This is a genomic window from Myxococcus sp. SDU36 (assembly GCF_030168875.1).
GTDB lineage: Bacteria > Myxococcota > Myxococcia > Myxococcales > Myxococcaceae > Myxococcus > Myxococcus vastator.
This window is the reverse complement of the sequence record NZ_CP077414.1, coordinates 3,588,149-3,607,996: the sequence shown is the minus strand read 5'-3', so window position 1 is coordinate 3,607,996 and position 19,848 is coordinate 3,588,149. Positions and strand designations below refer to the sequence as shown.

15 protein-coding genes are annotated in these 19,848 nt (G+C 69.7%); 9 read left to right on the top strand and 6 right to left on the bottom strand.

All coding sequences use genetic code 11. The annotated features are described in order from the left end of the window. Together KGD87_RS13995 and KGD87_RS13990 are read right to left on the bottom strand one after the other, a co-directional pair. Window positions 1–804 carry an ABC transporter permease gene (locus tag KGD87_RS13995; RefSeq protein WP_284667925.1) on the bottom strand — a complete coding sequence of 268 codons (804 nt, stop codon included), beginning with the start codon at window positions 802–804 and terminating at the stop codon, window positions 1–3. Between the two features lie 30 nt (window positions 805–834). Further along, window positions 835–1,557 carry an ABC transporter ATP-binding protein gene (locus tag KGD87_RS13990; protein WP_284668636.1) on the bottom strand — a complete coding sequence of 241 codons (723 nt, stop codon included), beginning with the start codon at window positions 1,555–1,557 and terminating at the stop codon, window positions 835–837. 151 nt (window positions 1,558–1,708) lie between these two features. On the opposite strand from KGD87_RS13990, the gene KGD87_RS13985 reads away from it, so the two are divergent. Together KGD87_RS13985 and KGD87_RS13980 are read left to right on the top strand one after the other, a co-directional pair. Next, complete coding sequence (locus KGD87_RS13985) at window positions 1,709–2,902, top strand: aspartate kinase (protein WP_284667923.1); 1,194 nt, start codon at window positions 1,709–1,711, stop codon at window positions 2,900–2,902. A 128-nt stretch (window positions 2,903–3,030) separates the two neighbouring features. Next, on the top strand, window positions 3,031–5,598 hold the full coding sequence (locus tag KGD87_RS13980) for a N,N-dimethylformamidase beta subunit family domain-containing protein (RefSeq protein WP_502888022.1): 2,568 nt from the start codon (window positions 3,031–3,033) through the stop codon (window positions 5,596–5,598). On the opposite strand, the gene KGD87_RS13975 is transcribed toward KGD87_RS13980, so the two are convergent. The 4 genes from KGD87_RS13975 to KGD87_RS13960 form a co-directional block, all read right to left on the bottom strand. Next, entirely contained in the window at window positions 5,588–7,249 is a 1,662-nt protein-coding gene (locus KGD87_RS13975; RefSeq protein ID WP_284667920.1) for a right-handed parallel beta-helix repeat-containing protein, read from the bottom strand. The two genes, KGD87_RS13980 and KGD87_RS13975, sit on opposite strands and share 11 nt — an antisense overlap. Before the next feature lie 127 nt (window positions 7,250–7,376). After that, window positions 7,377–7,703, bottom strand: coding sequence for a divalent-cation tolerance protein CutA (gene cutA / locus KGD87_RS13970; protein WP_284667919.1), 327 nt, complete (start codon window positions 7,701–7,703; stop codon window positions 7,377–7,379). Between the two features lie 72 nt (window positions 7,704–7,775). After that, window positions 7,776–8,738: an ATP-binding protein gene (locus tag KGD87_RS13965; protein ID WP_284667918.1), complete on the bottom strand. Its 963-nt coding sequence runs from the start codon at window positions 8,736–8,738 to the stop codon at window positions 7,776–7,778. 59 nt (window positions 8,739–8,797) lie between these two features. Beyond that, the gene (locus KGD87_RS13960; RefSeq protein ID WP_284667917.1) at window positions 8,798–9,457 is read right to left on the bottom strand and encodes a hypothetical protein; all 660 of its coding nucleotides are present in this window, start codon (window positions 9,455–9,457) and stop codon (window positions 8,798–8,800) included. 283 nt (window positions 9,458–9,740) lie between these two features. Between KGD87_RS13960 and KGD87_RS13955 the strand changes: the two genes are divergently transcribed. The 7 genes from KGD87_RS13955 to KGD87_RS13925 all read left to right on the top strand — a co-directional run bounded on the left by KGD87_RS13955 (window position 9,741) and on the right by KGD87_RS13925 (window position 19,733). Beyond that, window positions 9,741–13,304 (top strand): tetratricopeptide repeat protein, encoded by a 3,564-nt coding sequence (locus tag KGD87_RS13955; RefSeq protein WP_284667915.1) that lies wholly within the window; start codon window positions 9,741–9,743, stop codon window positions 13,302–13,304. Further along, the gene (gene gltE, locus KGD87_RS13950) at window positions 13,304–14,737 is read left to right on the top strand and encodes an adventurous gliding motility TPR repeat lipoprotein GltE (protein ID WP_284667914.1); all 1,434 of its coding nucleotides are present in this window, start codon (window positions 13,304–13,306) and stop codon (window positions 14,735–14,737) included. Before KGD87_RS13955 ends, gltE begins: the two co-directional genes overlap by 1 nt. A gap of 128 nt (window positions 14,738–14,865) precedes the next feature. Then, window positions 14,866–15,135: an adventurous gliding motility protein CglF gene (cglF, locus tag KGD87_RS13945; RefSeq protein WP_284667913.1), complete on the top strand. Its 270-nt coding sequence runs from the start codon at window positions 14,866–14,868 to the stop codon at window positions 15,133–15,135. A gap of 76 nt (window positions 15,136–15,211) precedes the next feature. Beyond that, the gene (gene gltG / locus KGD87_RS13940) at window positions 15,212–17,134 is read left to right on the top strand and encodes an adventurous gliding motility protein GltG (protein WP_284667912.1); all 1,923 of its coding nucleotides are present in this window, start codon (window positions 15,212–15,214) and stop codon (window positions 17,132–17,134) included. Window positions 17,135–17,240: 106 nt separating this feature from the next. Continuing rightward, the gene (gene cglE / locus KGD87_RS13935) at window positions 17,241–17,870 is read left to right on the top strand and encodes an adventurous gliding motility protein CglE (RefSeq protein ID WP_284667911.1); all 630 of its coding nucleotides are present in this window, start codon (window positions 17,241–17,243) and stop codon (window positions 17,868–17,870) included. A gap of 25 nt (window positions 17,871–17,895) precedes the next feature. After that, the gene (locus KGD87_RS13930; protein WP_176416500.1) at window positions 17,896–18,099 is read left to right on the top strand and encodes a hypothetical protein; all 204 of its coding nucleotides are present in this window, start codon (window positions 17,896–17,898) and stop codon (window positions 18,097–18,099) included. Further along, window positions 18,066–19,733: a DEAD/DEAH box helicase gene (locus tag KGD87_RS13925; protein ID WP_284667910.1), complete on the top strand. Its 1,668-nt coding sequence runs from the start codon at window positions 18,066–18,068 to the stop codon at window positions 19,731–19,733. Before KGD87_RS13930 ends, KGD87_RS13925 begins: the two co-directional genes overlap by 34 nt. Window positions 19,734–19,848 lie beyond the last annotated feature (115 nt).

Below are 19,848 nucleotides of genomic sequence, written 5' to 3'. Positions count from 1 at the left end.
TCAGGCCCACCGCTGCGCATCCACCGCGCGGTGGGTGAGGAAGAGGGAGAAGCCGATGACGGAGGCGAAGAACACCAGCGACTGTGCGTCCAGCACGCCCTTGATCATCCCCTGCAACTGGAGGTCACAGGCGACGTAGGACAGCGCGGAGCGCAGCGGCTCCTCCGCGCGCCGGGCCACCTGGCCCAGCAGCATCCACGCCAGCAGGACACAGAAGGTGAGGAAGGCCGCCAGCATCTGGCTCTCCGTCAGCGCGGAGATGAACAGGCCCACGGCCATGCAGGTGGCGCCCCAGAGCAGCAGCGCGCCGTAGCCCAGCAGGACGGTGGACCACTCCAGCGCCGGCCCGGACTCGCTGTGGCCCAGCGCGGAGAGCAGCAGTGGGAAGACGAGCGTGAGCGCCAGCGTGGTGGAGATGACGCCCAGGCCGCCCAGGTACTTGCCCAGCACGATTTCAATGGGCCGCACCGGGGCCGTCATCAGCAGCTCGAAGGTGCGGTTGCGCTTCTCCTCCGCGAACAGCCGCATGGACAGGAACGGCGTGACGACCAGGGTGATGACCAGGACGCTGCCCCACAGCTCCACCACCACCCCGTCCGTGAGGTTGCGGTACATGTTGAAGTCCGGGGACATCTGCGCCCAGCCCACCCGGCGCGCCACGCCCTGGACGTCATTGAACGCCTGCAGCAGGTCCGTGAAGTAGAAGGCCGTCAGCGCCGCCATCGCCGTGAAGACGGCGTAGGCCCACGGCGTGGTGAAGGCGATGGACAGTTCCTTGCGGGCAATCGCCAGGGCGGTGCGCATGGAGGCAGGGTCCTTGAAAGGGGGCCGCGCTCAGGCGGCGGTCAGCTTGATGAAGACTTCTTCCAGCGACGCGTTCTCCGCCTGCCCGTGGATGCGGGCCAGCTGGGAGATGTCGTCGTACGCGGCCATCTTCCCCTGGTGGATGATGAGCACCTTCTGGCACGTCATCGTGACCTCCGGGAGGATGTGCGTGGAGAGGATGACGGTGTGCTGGCCGGCCAGGCCCTTGATGAGGGCGCGAAGCTCGGCGCGCTGCGCGGGGTCCAGGCCCTCGGTGGGCTCGTCCAGGATGAGCACCGGCGGTGAGCCGAGCAGCGCCTGGGCGATTCCCACGCGCTGCTTGTAGCCCTTGGACAGGTTCTGGATGACGCGGTCCATGACGTGCGTCACCCCCATGAGGGTGGCCACCCGCTCCAGCTCGACCTTGAGGGCGCTCCCCGACAGCCCCTTCAGCGAGGCCACGAAGCGAAGGTAGCCCCGTACCGTCATCTCCACGTAGAGCGGCGGCAGCTCCGGCAGGTATCCGATGCGGCGCTTCACCTCGAGCGGCTGCGCCTCGACGTCATAGCCCCCGACGCGGACCACCCCCTCCGACGGCGGGAGGAAGCCGGTGAGGATTTTCATGGTGGTGGACTTGCCCGCCCCGTTGGGGCCGAGGAACCCGAGAATCTCACCCGCCTCGACCTGGAAGGTGAGGTCGTCCACGGCCACCCGCTCTCGGTATCGCTTGGTGAGGTGCTGGACCTCGATCATCGGCATGGGCGCGGTATTAAACCCGACATTGGCGTGTCAAGGCGACACCGACTGCGCGTGTGGGCGCCGTAGCGCGGCTGGCCAGACTTCTGCAGGGAGGCCCACGCGTGTGGTTTTCCGGACACACCGAACAGGGGTAGTGAGTCGAATCATGCCAATCGTGGTCCAGAAGTACGGCGGCTCGTCGGTCGCCGGCGTGGAGAAGCTCCGCAAGGTCGCCCAGCGGGTGAAGGACAAGCGCGAGGCGGGCTATCAGGTGGTGGTGGTGGTGAGCGCCATGGGCGACACCACGGACGAACTGCTGGCGCTGGCCAAGGGCGTCTCGGCGGACCCGCCGCGCCGCGAGCTGGACATGCTGCTCACGTGTGGGGAGCGCATCTCCATGGCGCTGCTCTCCATGGCGCTCCAGGAGCTGGACGTGCCGGCCATCAGCTTCACCGGCAGCCAGAGCGGCATCATCACCACGGACGCGCACGCGCAGGCCCGCATCGTGGAGGTGCGCCCGTACCGCATCCACGACGAGCTGGCGCGGGGCAGGGTCGTCATCGTCGCGGGCTACCAGGGCGTCTCCTTCAAGAAGGAAGTGACGACGCTGGGGCGCGGCGGCTCGGACACGACGGCGGTGGCGCTGGCGGCGGCGCTGGACGCGGAGGCGTGTGAAATCTACTCGGACGTGGACGGCGTGTTCAGCGCGGACCCCCGCGTGGTGCCGGACGCGCGCAAGCTGGAGTCGCTGAGCTACGACGAGATGCAGGAGCTGGCGAGCGCGGGCGCCAAGGTGCTCAACGCGCAGGCGGTGGAGTGGGCCAAGGCCCGGGGCATCACCATCCTCGCGCGCACCGCGCACGGCCAGGGAATGGGCACGGCGGTCCAGGAGCTGGCCGTCCCCACCGACAGCCGGCTCAAGGGCGTCACCGCCGACGCGGAGATGGCCGTGTTGTCCGCCGCGGAGCCTGTCCGCCTGCCCGAGCTGCTGGAGTTCCTGGACGCGCGCGCCGTCCGCGGGCGGACGCTGGACTTCGAGGGCCCGGTGGGCGGTCCTCGCCGGACGGCCATCACCGTGCCCCTGGCGGACATCCATGGTCCGGATGCGCTGCGCAGGGAGCTGGCCACGCGCTTCGGTGACGCGGTGTCCTGGCGCGAGGACCTGGGCACCGTCACCTGCGTGGGCGTGGGGTTGAACGCGGACTGGGCGCCGCTGCGCCGCGCGCTGGCCGCCGCCGAGGAGCTGGGGGCTCACGTCCACGCGGCCCATACGTCGCCTTTGCAACTGACGCTGCTGGTGGACAAAGCCCACCTGAAGGCGCTGACGGCCCGGCTGCACCGGGAGCTCCTGGGAGGGTAGGCCGTTTCCCACCCTGGGCACTTGTCCGGGTGATCCATCCCAATTCATTGCTCCAGGAGGGCACCCGCTTCCCTCCCGGGTGTTCGTGCCTACCCTCCGGTCCAATAGCCGTGGCGTGGAGGAACGGGATGGCTCAAGCAGGCCGTTGGGCGGGCTGGGTATGCGGGCTTGCGCTCGTGTTCGGTGGCGGTGGCTGTGAGGAGGCGGCCGTGCGCCCGGTGATTCCGGGTGACAAACACGACACGCCTCCGCTGAACGACGGCTACGACGGCGGGGAGGGTGAGCCGCATCCGGGCCTCATCGACGCGGGTGCGCCGGACGCCGGCCCCGGAGAGCCCGAGCCTCCCGACGCGGGCCCGGTGGAGCCGCCGCCACGAGACGCGGACGCCGTGCGCGAGGAGAACCGCCGCCCGGGGACCACGGCGTGGCGCATCACCCGCAACGCCCACAGCCGCGAAATCGAAGGCTACGCGCTCAAGGCCACGCTGACGCGGGGCGAGACGCTGCGCGTCGCGGTGTCGGTGTCCGAGGCCCGGAGCTTCCGCTGGTACGTGTACCGGATGGGGCACTACGGCGGCGCGGGCGCTCGCGAGCTGGCACGCGGTGGCCCGGTGCCCGGCGTGCGCCAGGGCGACTGTCCCGCGGACCGCGCCACGGGCGTGGTCGCCTGCCGGTGGGCGCCCACGCTGGAGCTTCCCGTCGGTGAGGACTGGGTGCGCGGCGTGTACGTGGTGAAGCTGGTGCGCGAGGACAACCACCAGCGCTACGTGCCCTTCTTCGTGCGGGACGCGAACCCGCGCGCCGAGGTGGGCGTCCTCATCCCCACCGCCACCTGGGCCGCCTACAACACCTGGGGCGGCACCAGCCTCTATGACGACCGCGACCGGGTGATGCGCGAGCACGGCGTCAGCCGCGCCTTCCGGGTGTCCCATGACCGGCCCCACTACCGGGGCCATGGCAGCGGCCACCTGCTGACGGACGACCTGAGCCTGGTGCAGTGGTTGGAGTCGCAGGACCTGGACGTGGGCTACTTCACCGACGAGGACCTGGACGCCAGCTACGACTTCCTGGCCGGCGCCAAGGCCTTCTTCATGTCGGGCCACGACGAGTACTGGAGCCCGCGCATCCGCGCGCACGCGGACCGGGCGGTGGCGGAGGGCCGGTCGCTGCTCAACCTGGGCGCGAACAATGCGTACTGGCAGGTGCAGATGGAGCCGTCCCAGGACGGCCGGCCGCGGCGCATCATCGCCTGCTACAAGGGCCACGCGAACGACCCGTATACGGGCGCCCAGCGCACGGTGAAGTTCCGCGAGCGCGTCGTGGGCCGTCCGGAGAACGCGCTTTTGGGCGTGCAGTTCTCCGCCCGCTGGCACCAGTTCGGCTTCCCCGCCGTCATCACCCACCCGGGGCACTGGGCGCTGGCGGGCTCGGGGCTGAAGGCCGGTGACACGCTGTGGATGGCCAACGGCTACGAAGTGGACCAGTTGGTGGGCAACGGGAGCTCGCCGGAGGGCCTGGAGGTGCTCGCCGAGTCCCCGCTGCTGTCGCTCCAGGGCGCCTTCGGCTTTGGCCACATGGTGCTGCGCAAGCAGGGCGGCGCCTACATCTTCTCCGCGGGAGGCATCGATTTCGTGCGCACGCTGGCCTCCGAGGACATGGCGGACCCGCGCGCGGCCCGCATCGTCGCGAACGTGCTCTACAAGGCGCTGGGCCGGCCGGTGCCCGACACACTGGTGCGCTTCGAGCGGCAGAGCGTGTCGGGCCCCCAGGGGCCCTCCGCGGCGGAGGTCCGCACCGTGGCGGGCGTGCCCGGGCAGCGTGTCCGCGCCGGTGTCCCCGTGGCGGGCAGCTCGCTGGGGGCGCCCACCGCGGTGGCCCTGCTGCCGGATGGGAGCCTGGTGGTGGCGGATGGCCTGGGCAACGCGGTGAAGCGCGTGACGCCGGCGGGCGAGGTGAAGACGGTGGCCTCTGGCCTCAATGGACCCATGGGCATCGCCGCGGACGCCGCGGGCAACGTGTACGTGGCCGATACCGACCACTACGTCATCCGCCGCATCGACCCGGAAGGGAAGGTGGAGGTGTTCGCGGGCGGGACGCCGGGGCTGATGGACGGCCCCGCGAAGCAGGCGGCCTTCAACCAGCCCACGGGCCTGGCGGTGACGCCGGATGACACCGCGCTGCTGGTGGCGGACATGAACAACGGCGTGATTCGCCGCATCGACCTGGTGGCGGAGGGCCATCCGGTGACGACGCTGCAGGGTGACTGGCTCTACCGGCCCTCGGGCGTGGCGGTGAGCGCGGATGGGAACACGCTGTTCGTCGTCGAGTCCGGCATGTCCCGGGTGGTGCGCATCCGCGACGGCGTCACGTCGGTGGTGGCGGGCACGACGCCGGGCTTCCGTGACGGCGCGCCGGAGTCGTCCCAGTTCCTGCCGTACCTGGGCATCGCGGTGCTGAAGGATGGCTCGCTCGCGGTGGCGGACCCGGGCAACTACCGCGTGCGCCGCGTCGTCCTGAACGCGGACGGCAGCGCGCGCAAGGTGACGACGCTTGCCGGCAGCGGGCGCCATGGCCACGCGGACGGGCCGGGGGACAAGGCGGAGCTCGTCCTCCCGGCCGGCCTGACGGTGGGGCCGGACGGCCGCCTCTACGTGGCGGACGCCGGCAATTCGCTGGTGCGCGCGATTACTCCATGAGCGCGGCGGTGGCGGCCTCGGGGCAGTCCGACTCCACCGCGCCGATGTCCGGCGCGGCGCCGCAGTAGGGCAGCCCCAGGTCCATGCCCCGGTCCACCGCGCGCTCGCCGGGCATCAGCAGGTCCAGGTCCACCAGCGGCTCGCCGCTCTCATCCGAGTCCAGCTCCACGCCGTTCGACAGCCAGTGGGCCAGCGTGCTGCCCTCCCAGTCGCTCTGCGGGGCGACGAAGATGCCCGTGTTGAACGCGGCGCCGGCCAGGTAGAGGTTGGACGTCATGCTGAGGCCGGGGGCGGCCAGGCCCATGCTGACGGCGTTGCGCGTGGCGAACACGTTGTTGCGCACCGCGATGTTGGTGGACGGCCCACCGGTGCCGTGGCCCACCACGAAGGCGAAGCCGTCCGTCCCCACCACCGTGTTGTGCAGCACGCGCACGTCGCTGCCGTTCTCGATGCGGATGCCGGAGCCCTCGGGCGTCTTCAAGTCGTGGATGCGGTTGCGGCGGATGGAGACGTTGGTGGGCGGCGCGCCCACGCGGTTGCCACCCACGGCGATACCCAGCGACGCGTCCGAGATGTCGTTGTCCTCGATGACGACGTTGCGCGCGGAGTAGTGCACCACCACGGCCTCGCCACGGGACGAGGTGGACTTCTCGAAGCCGTACATGCGGTTGCCGCGCACGACGATGTCGTGACACGTCTTGAGGTCCACCGCGTTCTCCCGGTTGTCGTACATGTCGTTGTCCTCGATGAGGACGCCGCGCGCCGGGGTGTTGTTGCTGAAGCCCTCGGGGCCCAGGCACTGCACCGAGTCACCCGAGTTGTCGTGGATGTCGTTGCCCCGCACGGTGATGTCCACCGACGTGGGCGCGATGACGACGCCGTGCGAGTCGTCGTCGCCCCGCGCGAAGTGGTGGATGTGGTTGTTCTCGATGGTGATGCCATTGGCGCCCGCGTCGGTGCTGATGCCGCTGCCGAACGCGCCGTGGTGCAGCTCGTTGCCCGCGAGCACGGTGCCCGTGGTGTTTCCGGAGAACGTCACGGCGACCTGGCGCTGACCTCGGACGTCGAACTCGAAGCCCTCGATGCGCCAGTGGGGCCGCTGCACGTGGGCCATGAACCAGCCGCTGTCGGTGGGAACGACCTTGGGCGAATCCTCGCCGCGCAGGGTGATGGGGGCCTCGGCGGTGCCGGCCTTGGCGCTGGCGTTGATGACGAGCTTCTCTTCGTAGGTGCCCTTCTGGACGCGGATGATTTCCCCCGGGCCCACCAGCGTCAGGGCCTTGGAGATGGTGCGCAGTGGCTCTTCACGCGAGCCCTTCGCCGAGTCATCCCCGGACGGGCTGACGTACCACTCCTTCGCGTAGGCGGGCGGCTCCGGGGCCTGCGGCCCCGGGACGGGAGGCGGCTGCTCCACGACGGGTGGGTTGTCATCGTCACCGCTGTCGTGGCCGGAGACGTCGTCGTCGTCGTCGTCGTCGTCGTTCTGCGGCGTGGGCGTCGGCAGGTTGGGGGCCGAGGGCTGCCGCGAGCCCGGGTAGCTGGGCAGGCGGCTTGAATCGGACGCCGGAGCGGGCGCCTGCGCGCCGTTGGAGCAGGCGACGCCACCCACGGACACGAGTCCGAGGAGGCACAAGCTGCGCAGTCGGGACATGGGGGTCGGCTCCTGGGGGCAGGTAGAGGGCGAGCCGACAACGCTCCTTTCGCCGCGCCGTATTTCACTGCTCCAGCCGCAGGTGGTGCGCTGGCTGTGCCCGTCAGTAGAGCAGGGGAGCGGGAGCTCAGTCCGGAGCGCGGGTGCTGCCCAGAATCCAGGAGAGGTACGGCGCGTGCCCCTCCGCGATGTCCACGCGCAGCACCTCCGGGACGTCGTAGGGATGCAGCTCGACGATGCGCGCGCGCAGCGGCTCGAAGAGGGCCGCGCGCGTCTTGAGGATGAGCAGGACCTCGGGCTCGTCCTGGACCTTCCCCTCCCACCGGTAGATGGAGCGCAGGCCGGGGACGATGTTGCCGCACGCGGCGAGCTGCGCTTCCACCAGCGCGCGAGCCAGCTCAGCGGCCTTGTCCGAGTTGGGGGCGGTGACGAGGACGAGGATGGCGTCAGTCATGGACACAGGATGCGTGAAGCCTCCGCCGGCCGTCGAGCGGGACGGCGGAGACGGGCGCCCGGCGCGGCGTGACTACCGTCCTGGTGTGCGCCCGCCGCCCATCGAAGGGTGCATGGGCGCGTCCATCTCCTGCCGGGTGCGGCGCCGGTCCGGCGTGTCCTTCGGCAGCTCCACGAAGGTGCACAGCTCGCACAGCCGGCTGTAGATGCGCTCGCCCACGCGCTCTCGCAGCAGCTCCGCCTCGCGAGCCGCGCCGCGCGAGTCCTCGGTGGTGCGGTAGCCCGACGGCGCCGCGCTGCGCGTGGCGCGCTTCTCCGGCTCCAGGGAGTAGTTCGTCGCGAAGAGCGTGGTGCGGCCCGCGTTGTAGCGGCGGGCAATCAGCTCATCGAGCGTCTCCATCTCGAAGGGGCTCCCGCGGCCCTTGCCCAGCTCGTCGATGGCCAGCACCTCCACCTCCGACAAGGGCCCGATGATTTCTCCGCCGCTCTTGCCCTCCTGGAAGCCGCGCCGGATGGTGGCGTAGAGCAGGGAGATTTCGACGTAGCGCCCGCGCACGCCCAGCTCCAGGACCAGGTGCGCCAGGGTGGCCGCCATCAGGTGCGTCTTCCCCGTGCCCACCGGCCCGCTGAGGATGAAGCCCTTGGACGGGCCGCCCTTCACGTACTGGTGGGCGAAGTGCAGCGCCACGCCGCGGCCCCGGTCCTGCGCCTCGTTGAAGGCCCGGTAGTTGTCGAAGCTCGCGTGAGACACGACGGCGGGCAGGCCCACTTCGTTGAAGCGCGCGACCCGCTTCCGCCGCTGCAAGCACACGCACATCTCCATCACCTCGTAGCGGCGGGGGCCCATCTTCTGGCTGAACTCACCCTCCCGCTCGACCAGCACGTGCCCGCGCCCGCCGCACACCGAGCAGTGCTCGGAGCACGCGCAGATGCGCGCATGGGCCTGCTCCCCACGGCGCTCGATGACATAGGTCCGCCCGCCGCACACACCACACGCCTCGCCATTCGCCTTTGGAGCCATCTCACGCTCCGCCATACCAGAGCCTCCCCTCGGCCGTCAGTTCACTGAACGGGCGGCCAGGCGTTTCATCCCGCCTACAGCTCCTTCACGCCCAGCCGCCGCCGCACCGTCGCCAGCACCCGGAAGCGCCGGGACACCTTGCGGGCGCGCGGGGACATCACCTGTTGCTCCGCGGACGCCGCCAGGGCCTCACGCCACAGGGCGCACCTGTCCATGAAGGGCAGGGCGCGCAGCACCAGCAGGAACGCCAGCACTTCCTGGGCGTCCATGGCCGCCGGCTCTTCCGGGACATGCGCCAGGACGGTGATGCGCAGGTTGCGCACACGGTGCGACAGTGCTTCGTCCCGCCCCGCCAGGTCCTCGAGCGCCGCGCACAGCCGCGCGTGCCGCGTCTCCTCCCAGGAGCGGGCCCGCTTGCGCCTGGGGGCGGAGGAGGAGGGGTCCTCACCCGCGCCCGCCGCCAGCTCCCGGTACTTCTTGATCTCCGACTCCACCTGCCGCCGGCACGCGCGCAGCGAGCGCAGCACCGGCTCTCCGGGCCGCGCGTCCCAGAGGGCCTTCTCCGCCGAGCGGGAGATGCCGCGCGCCACCACCTCGAAGGGAACGCCTTCCCGGGCCCAGGTCGTCAAAAGCTCGGTGTCCAGCGCGGAGAGCATCAGCCCCGCGCCACGCACCGCGAGGAAGTAGTCCTGCACCAGCTCTTCGAAGCTGGCGCTTTCGGGGAGGAGACTCATGATCCGACGCGTACTCCAGGGCGGGGAGGCCGGGCAACCGACCGTCCGTTCCCCCATACCTGGCAGGTCCGACACGGCAACTCCAGGGCGCCGACTCTCACAGCGGATCTGGAAGATTTTGAACCGACGCTCCCCGAGGAAAGCAGGCGGCCAGTCAGTGTTGACCCGCCGCGCGGAAACCGCGCATAGTGAGGGTCCCCGAATGGAAATTCCCGAAGATTCCCGGACACTTGCCTACCAGGCAGGCAACCGGGGACGCCGGTGCCCCTCTCCTAGGAAGACCATGCGCCGTTCGCTTCTCGTCTGCCTCGTCCTCCTGGCCACGGCCTCCGCCGCCCAGGAGAAGAAAGCCCCGCGCGATGCCGATCTCGGCCGGAAGTCCGCCACCGCGGTGGACAAGTCCCTGGCTGGCGACATCACCCGTGAAAAGAAGAAAGAAGAGGTCGCGCCCGCGCTCCAGTACGACCAGTTCCGGCTGGGCGTCGAGCTGCAGGTGGCCTCCAAGCGGCGCGAGCAGATCCAGTCGCTGAAGAAGATCATCTCCCTGTCGCCGGATCCGAAGGAGGCCCCCAGCCTCCTGTTCCGCCTGGGCGAGTTCTACTGGGAGGAGTCCAAGTTCTTCTTCTTCGAGGCCAACCGGAAGGATGACGACCTCATCCAGGCCATGAACCGCAACGACGCCGCGGGCCAGAAGCGGGCCAAGGCGGAGAAGGCGGAGTTCATCGCGAAGCAGAAGGAGTACGGCAAGCTCGCGGTGGAGCAGTACACGAAGATCGTCCAGGAGTACCCGGCCTTCGAGCGCACCGACGAGGTGCTCTTCTTCCTGGGCCAGTACCTCATGGAGGACGGCCAGGACCGCAAGGCGCTGGTGGCCTTCAAGCGCCTGGTGGAGAAGCACCCGACTTCCAAGTTCATCCCGGATGCCTACTTCGCCTTCGGCGAGTACTACTTCAACAACTCCAAGGGGAAGCGCCCGGAGCTGGAGAAGGCGCTGGCGGCGTACAAGAAGGCCTCCGAGTTCCCCGAGAACCAGGTGTACGCCTTCGCCCTCTACAAGCAGGGCTGGTGCCACTACAACATGGGCGACTTCGAGTCGGCCAAGGACAAGTTCAAGACGGTGGTGCTCTACGGCGAGCTGGCCGGGGCCAACGCCGTGGAGAAGGACGGCGGCAAGAGCGGGCGCGGCTCGCTGCTGCGCGAGGCGCGCACCGACTACGTGCGGGCGTTCGCGCACGAGGGGGACGTGGGGCAGGCCCGGGCGGAGTTCGGCAAGGTGGCCACCAACCCGGAAGACCGCTTCACGATGCTGAAGCAGCTGGCCAACCTGTACTACGGCGATGGCAAGGACCGCGAGGCGGCCATCACCTACAACGGCCTCATCAAGGAGAAGCCGCTGTCCCCCGAGGCGCCTGGCTTCCAGGGCCGCATCGTCGACTGCATCCTCCGCATGGGCAACAAGGAGCGCACGGTGGTCCAGGTGCGCCGGCTCGTGAAGATCATGAAGGAGGTCGAGGGCTCCGGCGTCATCAAGGAGGACAAGGACAAGAAGCTGCTGGCGGAGGCGAAGGAGCTGTCCGAGCGCACGCTGTCCAACCTCGCCGTCACCTGGCACAACGAGGGCAAGAAGACGCGCAACGAGGAGACGTTCCGCTACGCGGACGCGGTGTACAGCGACTACCTCACGCTCTTCCCGGAGAACCCCAAGGCGTATGACTTGCGCTTCTTCTGGGCCGAGCTGCTCAACGACAACCTGCAGAAGTTCGACAAGGCCGCCGCCAACTACACGCTCGTCGTGCTCCAGGACGCCAAGGTGCTGGAGGCCAAGGACGACAAGGGCAAGCCCAAGCCGGGCAAGTGGCTGCAGAACGCCGCCTACAACGCGGTGCTGGCCTACGACGAGGTCGTCAAGGCGGGCGAGGCGCGGGGCGAGGGCAAGGGCGAGTCGGTGGGCTCGGACATCACCAAGAAGGCCGCCATCCCCACGCTGAAGAAGGCGCTGCTCGACGCGTGCGAGCGCTACCTCAAGTACGTGCCCAAGGGTGAGAAGCGGGTGGAGATCGCCTTCAAGGCGGCCAACATCTACTACCGCCACAACCACTTCGATGAGGCGGTGCTGCGCTTCAGCGAGATCGCGCTCGGCTACCCCGAGTACAAGTTCGAGAACGGCGAGCGCGCGGCGGAGATCTCCGCCAACCTCATCCTGGACTCGTACCACCTGCTCCAGGACTACGCGAAGGTGAACGAGTGGGCGCGCCGCTTCTACGCCAACGACAAGCTGGCGGTGGGCAAGTTCCGTGACGACCTGGCGAAGCTCATCGAGCAGTCGTCCTTCAAGCTCGTCAGCCAACTGGAGGAGAAGAAGGAGTTCGAGAAGGCCGCCGAGGCGTACCTCGCCTTCGTGAAGGACTTCCCGCAGACGGAGATCGCCGACCTGGCGCTCTACAACGCGTCGGTCGACTACTACAAGGCGAAGCGCCTGGACAAGGCCATCGAGGTGCGCAAGCGCCTGTTCGCAGAGTACCCGCGCTCCAAGCACGTGCCGGACTCCATCTACGCGAACGCGGAGGCGCTGGAGGCCATTGGCGACTTCGAGGACGCGGCGACGACGTACGAGGCCTACGTGCGCGGCTACGAGCGCAGCCTGGGGGAGAAGGGCAACGCCCGGGCGCGCGGGGGCAACAAGAAGAAGAAGGGCGCGGCGGCCGACAACAAGCCCGCGGTGGTGCAGAAGTGGGACGAGTCCAAGGCGCAGGTGGCGCTCTTCAACGCCGCCACCTACCGCGAGGGCCTGGGCCAGGTGAAGGCCGCCCTGCGCAACCGCGAGCACTACCTGGACCTGTGGCCGCGCGCGAAGGACGCCGACGAGATCCGCCTCTCCATCATCGACCTGACGGGCAAGAGCGGCGCCGCGTTCAAGGCCATCAAGATGCTGGAGGAGTACGAGCGCGACAACATGCGCTCCCCCAGCCGGTTCCTGGCCGCCGAGGGCCGCATCGTCGCCCTGTACAAGAAGATGGGCAGGTCGCGGGACGTGTCCCGCATGTACAAGCGCATCTACGAGCACTTCGACCAGCTGCCCCGCCGCGTGCAGGGTTCGCTGGAGAAGCCGGCGCTCGCCACGGCCGCGCAGGCGCAGTTCCTGTCGGTGGACCTGGACTGGAACGAGTACCGGCGCCTGAAGCTGTACTGGGGCGTGCCGCCGTCACCGAACCGCTTCAAGGCGAGCATCCAGGACAAGAGCCGCGCGCTCCAGGTGGTGGAGAAGAAGTACGTGCAGACGGTGACGCTGGGCGCGCCCGAGCCCGCCATCTGCGCGCTGCACCGCATTGGTCTGGCGTATGACCACTTCGCCGACCGCCTCATCAACGCGCCCATGCCGCGCGGCCTGGACGAGGAGTCCGAGCAGGCGCTGCGCGACGAGTTCGCCAACCAGGCGCAGCCGCTCAAGGACAAGGCGACCGAGGCGTTCTCCGCCACGGTGGCCAAGAGCCGCGAGCTGGACGTGTACAACGACTGCGCCGCGGAGAGCCTGAAGCTGCTGCGCACCACGTACCAGCCGGACCGCTACCCCGACATGCCCGAGGAGAAGGTGGCGCTGAAGGGCCGCGTGCAGCTCATTGGCGGCGACCTGCTGGCCAACATCCAGGACGTGCCGCCGCCTGCGCCCAAGGCCGCGGACGCGCAGCAGGCCCGGGCGGAGACGCTGCAGGAGGACCTGACGGACCTCACCGCGCAGCTGCGCTCGCAGACCGAGACTCAGGTGGACGCCCGCCCGGCGGACACCACCAACGGCGCCACTCCCGCGAAGCAGGGCGGGAATGACGAGGAGCCGGAGGATTTCCTCTAATGAACCGGACGACCCGCACCATGCGCCTGTTCCCCCTGTTGGCGGCTGTCTCGCTGGCCGCCGCTGGTTGTACTTCCTCCAAGGCCACTGGCCCCGCCACGGCCAAGACGGGGGATCCGAACGCCGGCAAGTCGGACGCCCCGCAGCCCATCTCCAACACGGCCAAGGCCCGCTTCGAGGACGCGCTGAAGGCGTTCGACACGCAGAAGAAGGCCAATGCCATCGACTATCCGTCGCTGGAGCGGAAGTTCCAGTCCGCGCTGGAGGCGGACGGGAAACTCGCTGAGGCCGACTACAACCTGGGGGTGCTCGCCGAGCGTCAGGGCAAGCTCACCGAGGCGCGCAACCACTACAAGACGGCGCTCACGAAGAAGCCCTCGCTGCGGCAGGCGTCGGAGAACCTGGCAGTGATGGAGCAGAACGCGGGCAACGTCGCCGGCGCGGTGGCGCTGTACCAGGAGGTGCTCCAGCGCTACCCGGATGACGCGCAGTCCCGCGCGCGACTGGCGGAAATCTACCGGCAGCAGGGGGACCACACCAAGGCCATGGACCTGACGCGCGCCGCGCTGATGCGCGACCCGCAGTCCACCACCGCGCTGAAGGTGATGATCCGCAGCTACCTGGACCGCAAGCAGCTCGCCATGGCGAAGCTGGTGGCCCTGCGCGGCGTGAAGCTGGACGCGGCGGACCCGGAGCTCCACCATTCGGTCGGCCTCATCCTCCTGCAGGAGGGGGATGTGGACGAGGCGCGCCTGTCCTTCAAGAAGGCGCTGGAGGTGCGCGAGGACTACGTGCCGGCGCACGTGGAGCTGGCGCAGCTGGCGCTGTCCTCGGAGAACTTCCCGGCGGCCGAGCAGCACCTGCGCCGCATGCTCCAGGCGGACGGGAAGAACGCCGCCGCGCACCTGGACCTGGGCGTCGCCTACAAGGGCATGGGCCAGTTCGACAAGGCCATGCAGGAGTACGACGAGGCGGAGAAGCTCGACCCCGAGCTGGCGGCGGTGAACCTCAACCGCGCCATCATCCTCCACAAGGTGAAGGACGCGCCCGAGCGCGCCTCGGAGCTGTACCGCAAGTACATCGCCATGGCCGGCGGTGAGGTGGCGCTGCCCGCCGAGGCCCCCGTGTTCGCCCTGCTGCGCGAGGTGGAGGTCATCGTCAACGCCAAGCGCGAGGCCGCGTTCGCCGAGGAGCAGGCGAAGCAGATGGAGGCGCTGCAGAAGCAGCAGCAGGCCCAGATGCAGGCCGCGGAGAAGGCCGCCGGGACGGCGAACCCGCCCGCCACCGCCGCGACGCCAGCTTCCGGCACGGGCGCCGAGCCCCAGGTCACCCCCGCCAGCGGCAACACGGCGCCCGCCCCCGCGAATGGAACCTCCGACCAGAAGAATGCAGGCTCGGCGGAACCCGGGGAGCCAGAAGACGACCTGCTGTGAAAGTTGGGACGCCCCCGAGTGCCTTCGCTGTGGCGGGGGCGCGGGGGATGATGCAAACCTTGTGGCTTCCCCCTCATCCGGGGATTCGGTGTGCGAAGGGGCCTTCGGGTCCCTTCCGGGAGGCAGTGATGCGGAAGGCGTTGATGCTGTGTGCGGTGCTCGCGGTGACGCCCGCCCTGGCCCAGGACGAGGGCTCCAACCCGGGTGGTTCAGGGGAGGGCAATGTGCGCTACTCCAAGACGACCACCATCGACTTCGAGGACGACACCATCGAAGGCGACCTCACGAAGCCGGATGGCGAGTACATCGAAGCGCGTGACCGGGTGCAGCACTCGAACCTCATCCGCATCCGCGAGGACTTCGAGGACAAGGTGATGCAGTCCGTGGGCGAGCTGTAGCCAGCGCCACACCGCGGCGGGAACCCACCGCCGCGCGCGTTGTCTGACGCCGTACCCACTTTACGTTGGAGCCCCCATGGCCGTTCCTCTGACACTCAAGGTCTTCAAGGGCGACTCGCTGGTCGCCTCCAAGGACTACGAGCGCGACATCATCAAGATTGGCCGTCTCTCCTCGGCGCACCTGTGCCTGGAGGACGAGAAGGTCAGCCGCATCCACTCCGTCATCGAGGTCGCCGGCGACGGCGCCATGTCCATCATCGACATGGGCAGCGTCGAGGGCACGTACGTCAACGGCAAGCGCGTCACCAAGGGGTTCCTGTCCTTCGGTGATGAAATCCGCGTGGGTGGCACCACCATCCGTCTGGAGAACCCGGCCGCGGTGGCCGCGGTGAACCTGGCGGCCGCGGCGGCCAGCACGGAGGTGGTGACGGAGAAGAATCCCGTCATCGCCGCGCCGGCGCCGGCCGAGGGCCTGGCGCAGGCCGCGGTGGTCGCTCCGGTCGCGGGTGCCATCGACCCGTCCTTCGCCGCCACCCAGCAGAACGCGGTGGCCGCCCCCGCCGAGCCCGCGCCGGCCCCCGCCGTGGCCGCGCCCGAGGACGCCGCGCCGCGCGTGCGGAAGGTGCGCCGCACGAAGTCCAGCGGTCCACTGGGCGTGGGCCTGCGCTTCGCCTGGGGTGACCAGCGCGTGGGCGAGTTCTTCATGGCCCCGGGCGTGAAGCGGGCCTTCGTCGTCGGCAGCGCCGCCGGCGTGAACTTCGTCATGGGCGACTCCCGCCTGGGCGGCCCGAAGTTCGAGGCGGTGCGCTCGGACGGCCAGTCCTTCTCCGTGCGCTTCACGGCGAAGATGAAGGGTGAGCTCACCCGCAAGGGCGAGACGCTGGACCTGAAGGCCGTCATCGAGTCCGGCAAGGCCTCGCATGAGGGTGAGGCGTACACGCTCACCCTGGACGCGGACGACTTCCTCTGGGTGGACCTGGGCGGCGTGACGCTCGAGGTGGCCTTCCAGGCCGTGCCCAAGCGCGTCGTGGTGCCGCTGGGCGAGTCCATGGACTACACCGCGCTCAACATCTTCCTGGTGCTGTTCTTCATCGCGACGGCGTTTGTCATCTCCGCGATGAACCGCACGGGCGAAGGGGACGAGTACGCGGACGAGCTGTCGGCCGACAACGCCCGCATCGCGAAGCTCATCATCAAGCCGCCGGAGACGCAGAAGAACAAGTTCCTCGAGCGCCTCAACCAGCAGAAGGAGAAGAAGAAGAGCGGGGAGATGGCGGCGAAGAACCGCGGCGACGAAGGTCAGATGGGCAAGAAGGAAGCGCCCAAGACCAACAGCCGCACCGCCCCCAAGGGTGACCCGAGCAAGAAGGACGAGGCGCGCGCGCTGACCGCGAAAATCTTCGGCGGCGGCAAGGGCGGAATCTCCACCGTCTTCGGCAAGAGCGGCCTGGGTGGTGACTTGAAGAGCGCCATGGGCAACATGTTCGGCGCCAAGGCGGGCAACTCCGGTGGCTTCGGCGGCATGGGGCTGCGCGGCTCGAGCGGCGGCGGCGGCGGCACGGGTGACACCATTGGCATTGGCGGCATCGGCACCAAGGGCCGTGGCGGCGGCACCGGCACCTACGGCAGCGGCGTGGGCGTGCTGGGCGGCAAGCAGAGCGTCGACGTGGGCATCACCTCGTCCGACCCGGAGGTCATGGGCTCGCTGGACAAGGAGCTCATCCGCCAGGTCATCCACAGAAACCGCGGGCAGATCCGCTACTGCTTCGAAAGCCTCCTCAACCGCTTCCCGAAGCTGGGCGGCAAGGTGGCGGTGAAGTTCGTCATCGCGGGGAATGGCTCGGTCGCCTCGTCGTCGGTGGCGCAGTCCACGGCGGGCAACGCGGCGCTGGAGACGTGCGTGGCCGGCCGCGTTCGCACCTGGAAGTTCCCCGAGCCGAAGGGCGGCGGCGTGGTGGTCGTCACGTATCCGTTCATCTTCAAGCAGTCCGGCGAATAGCGCCGGGTGGCCTTTCTCCGGGTGGGCAGGCCTGAAGCGGGTCTGCCCACCGCGCCTTTCCCCGGCTCCCTCTCCCCCGCGGGGGCCGGGCCAACGTCAGGACCGCATGAAAGCCCTCGCCTCACTTGCCCTGTGCGCCTCGTTCGTCCTCCCCACGGCCGCGAGCGCCCAGCAGCCCACCACTGCCCAGGGTGACCGCCCCGCTGTCACGTTCGATGAAATCGAGCGGGGCATCTACTTCGCGGTGCTCGGTGGGCCCCTGTTCATCACCAACCCGCCGGCGGCCGAAGGCACGCCGCGTCCGTTCTCCTCCGGGCCCATGGCGCAGGTGGAGGTGGGCGTGGACCTGGGCGAGCGCGTCTCCGTCGGCCTGTTCCTCATGGGCTCGAGCGTGCGCACGAGCGCCCAGTACGTGGGCAACTCCGGCGGCGCGGTGTCGGGTGACTTCTCCTCCTTGATCCCCGGCGCGGTGCTGCGAGCCCGCCTGGTGGGGTTCGCTGACAGTCAGGAAGTGAAGCGCACCTGGTTCTATGTCCGCGCGGGTGCTGGCTACGCGATGTTTTCGCCGGAGCGGCTTCTCCCCGATTCCGACATTCTTGTGTTTGCCGGGCCCGGAGTGGAGTACTACACACGGCTGCGCCACTTTTCCGTAGGGCTCGAGGTGACGGGGCAGTACCTCGTCTCCGGGGGCTCGTTCGGGTTCGCGGTGGCGCCGAACATTCGCTACGCGTTCTAGCGGGAGAAAGACGTGCCTCAGGAGAATGGAAGCGGTGGGCCGCGCCCGGGTGGGCGTGGTCGTGACGGGGGTGCACCGGGCCAGGGTCCTCGCCGTGACGGACCGGGTGGTGGTTTTGGCGGTCGTGGTGGCCCAGGACGTGGCGACGGCCGTGGGCGTGGAGACGGCCGTGGACGCGGGCGCGATGAGGGCCCCGTGGGCCCCGGTCAGCGCGTCATCTCCGAGCTGAGCATCCTGGAGAAGGCGCTCTCGAAGACGGATTTCGGTGCGGAGAAGGCTCCACTGCAGGCCATTGTCCGCTCGCTGCGGCCCATGCGGCTGAAGTCGCTGGATGACCTGGACCTGAACACGCGTGGCCGCCTCATCACCACGCTGCTGCGCGTGCAGCGCCAGCCGAAGCCGGCCGCGCCCGAGGCGCCCGCCGCCGCGGAGGCTGCTGCTCCGGCCGAGGCGCCGGCCCCGGTGGAGGCCGCCGCGCCCGCCGAGGGTGAGGCGCCCGCCGAGGCACCTGCCACCGCCGAGGGTGAGGCCACGGAGGCCGCTGCTCCCGCGGAGGCCGCTGCTCCCGCCGTGGACCCGGCGCGCGAGAAGTTCGAGGCGTGGACGGACGTCATCTTCCTGGTCGGTCAGGCTTGGCGTGCCGCGGGTGATGCCGAGCGCGCGGAGGCGGCCTTCGCGGCCAGCGGCCGTCAGCCCGGCCCCGAGGTCGAGGAGCCCGTCGCGGCGCCTCGCTCCGAGGAGCGCCGTGAGCGGGGCGACCGTCCCGAGCGTGGCGAGCGCCGTGAGCGTGGCGCTCGTCCCGAGCGTGCCGCTTCGGGTGAGCGTCCGGAGCGCCGCGAGCGGCCCGCCCGGGGGGAGCGTCCGGAGCGTGGCGAGCGCCCGGAGCGTGGCGAGCGTCCGCTGCCGGAGCTGACGGGCACCTGGGACGAGCAGGCGAAGCAGCTCGAGACCCTGGGCCGTACCCGCGACGCGGGCCGGTTGCATGAGCGCAACAACTCCTTCGCGGAGGCGGCTCGCCTCTTCGAGACGGGTGGCGACCTCAAGAGCGCCCTGCGCAACGCCCTGGCCGGGAGCGACAACGACATGGCCCGCCGTCTGGTGGGCACGCTGCCGCCGGATCAGCTCGCGCCCACGCTGGAGAAGGCCGGTGCCTACGAGCTCCTCATGGAGCACTTCGTCGGCAAGGGTGACTTCGAGAACGTGGCCCGCCTCTACGAGCGCGCCCGCCAGTTCGACCAGGCGGCGCTCGCCTACGAGCGTTCCGGGAAGCTCACCCTGGCGCGCAAGTCGTACGAGCGCGCGCGGGACGTCGCCAGCGCCAACCGCATCCGTGGGCTCGAAGTGAAGAGCCTGGTGGAGCGGGGGGATCGACTGGGTGCCGCCACCCTGCTGGCGGCCGTGGGCCAGCGCCGCGAGGCGGTGGAGGTCCTCAGCCCGCTGCCTCCGCCCAAGGCCTTCCACTTCATGCAGCGTCTGAAGCTGGACGACGAGGCGAAGGAGCTGGCGCAGAAGGAGCTGGCCCGGGCCGAGCAGGAGCAGAAGCCGGCCGGCCGCGCCCGGTGGCTGGAGCTGCTGGGTGACATCGCCGCCGCCGCCGAGGCGTGGGAGGGCGCTGGCCGCAAGGACAAGGCGCTCCCGCTGCACGAGAAGCTCGGCAACCTGCCTCGCGCCGCTCAGCTCGCGGAAGAGCTGCAGCAGCGTGACAAGGCCGTTGCCCTCTACACCCAGCTCAACGACAGCGCGGGTGTGGAGCGTGCGAAGGCGCTTCCGGAGACGGCCGCACCTGCCCAGGCCCCCTCGGCGGATGCGGCGGACGAAAGCGAGGGTGGCGAGACGCCGCCGGACGCTCCCTCGGCCGGGTAGCGAGAAGGCCAATGATTCCCGCCGTTTGGCGGGTTTTGCACGATTGCTCGGGGGCGCTGGCGACCGGTAGAGTTCCGGTCACTGGCGCCCTCGCTGCTTTTTCTTTCCATTCCAA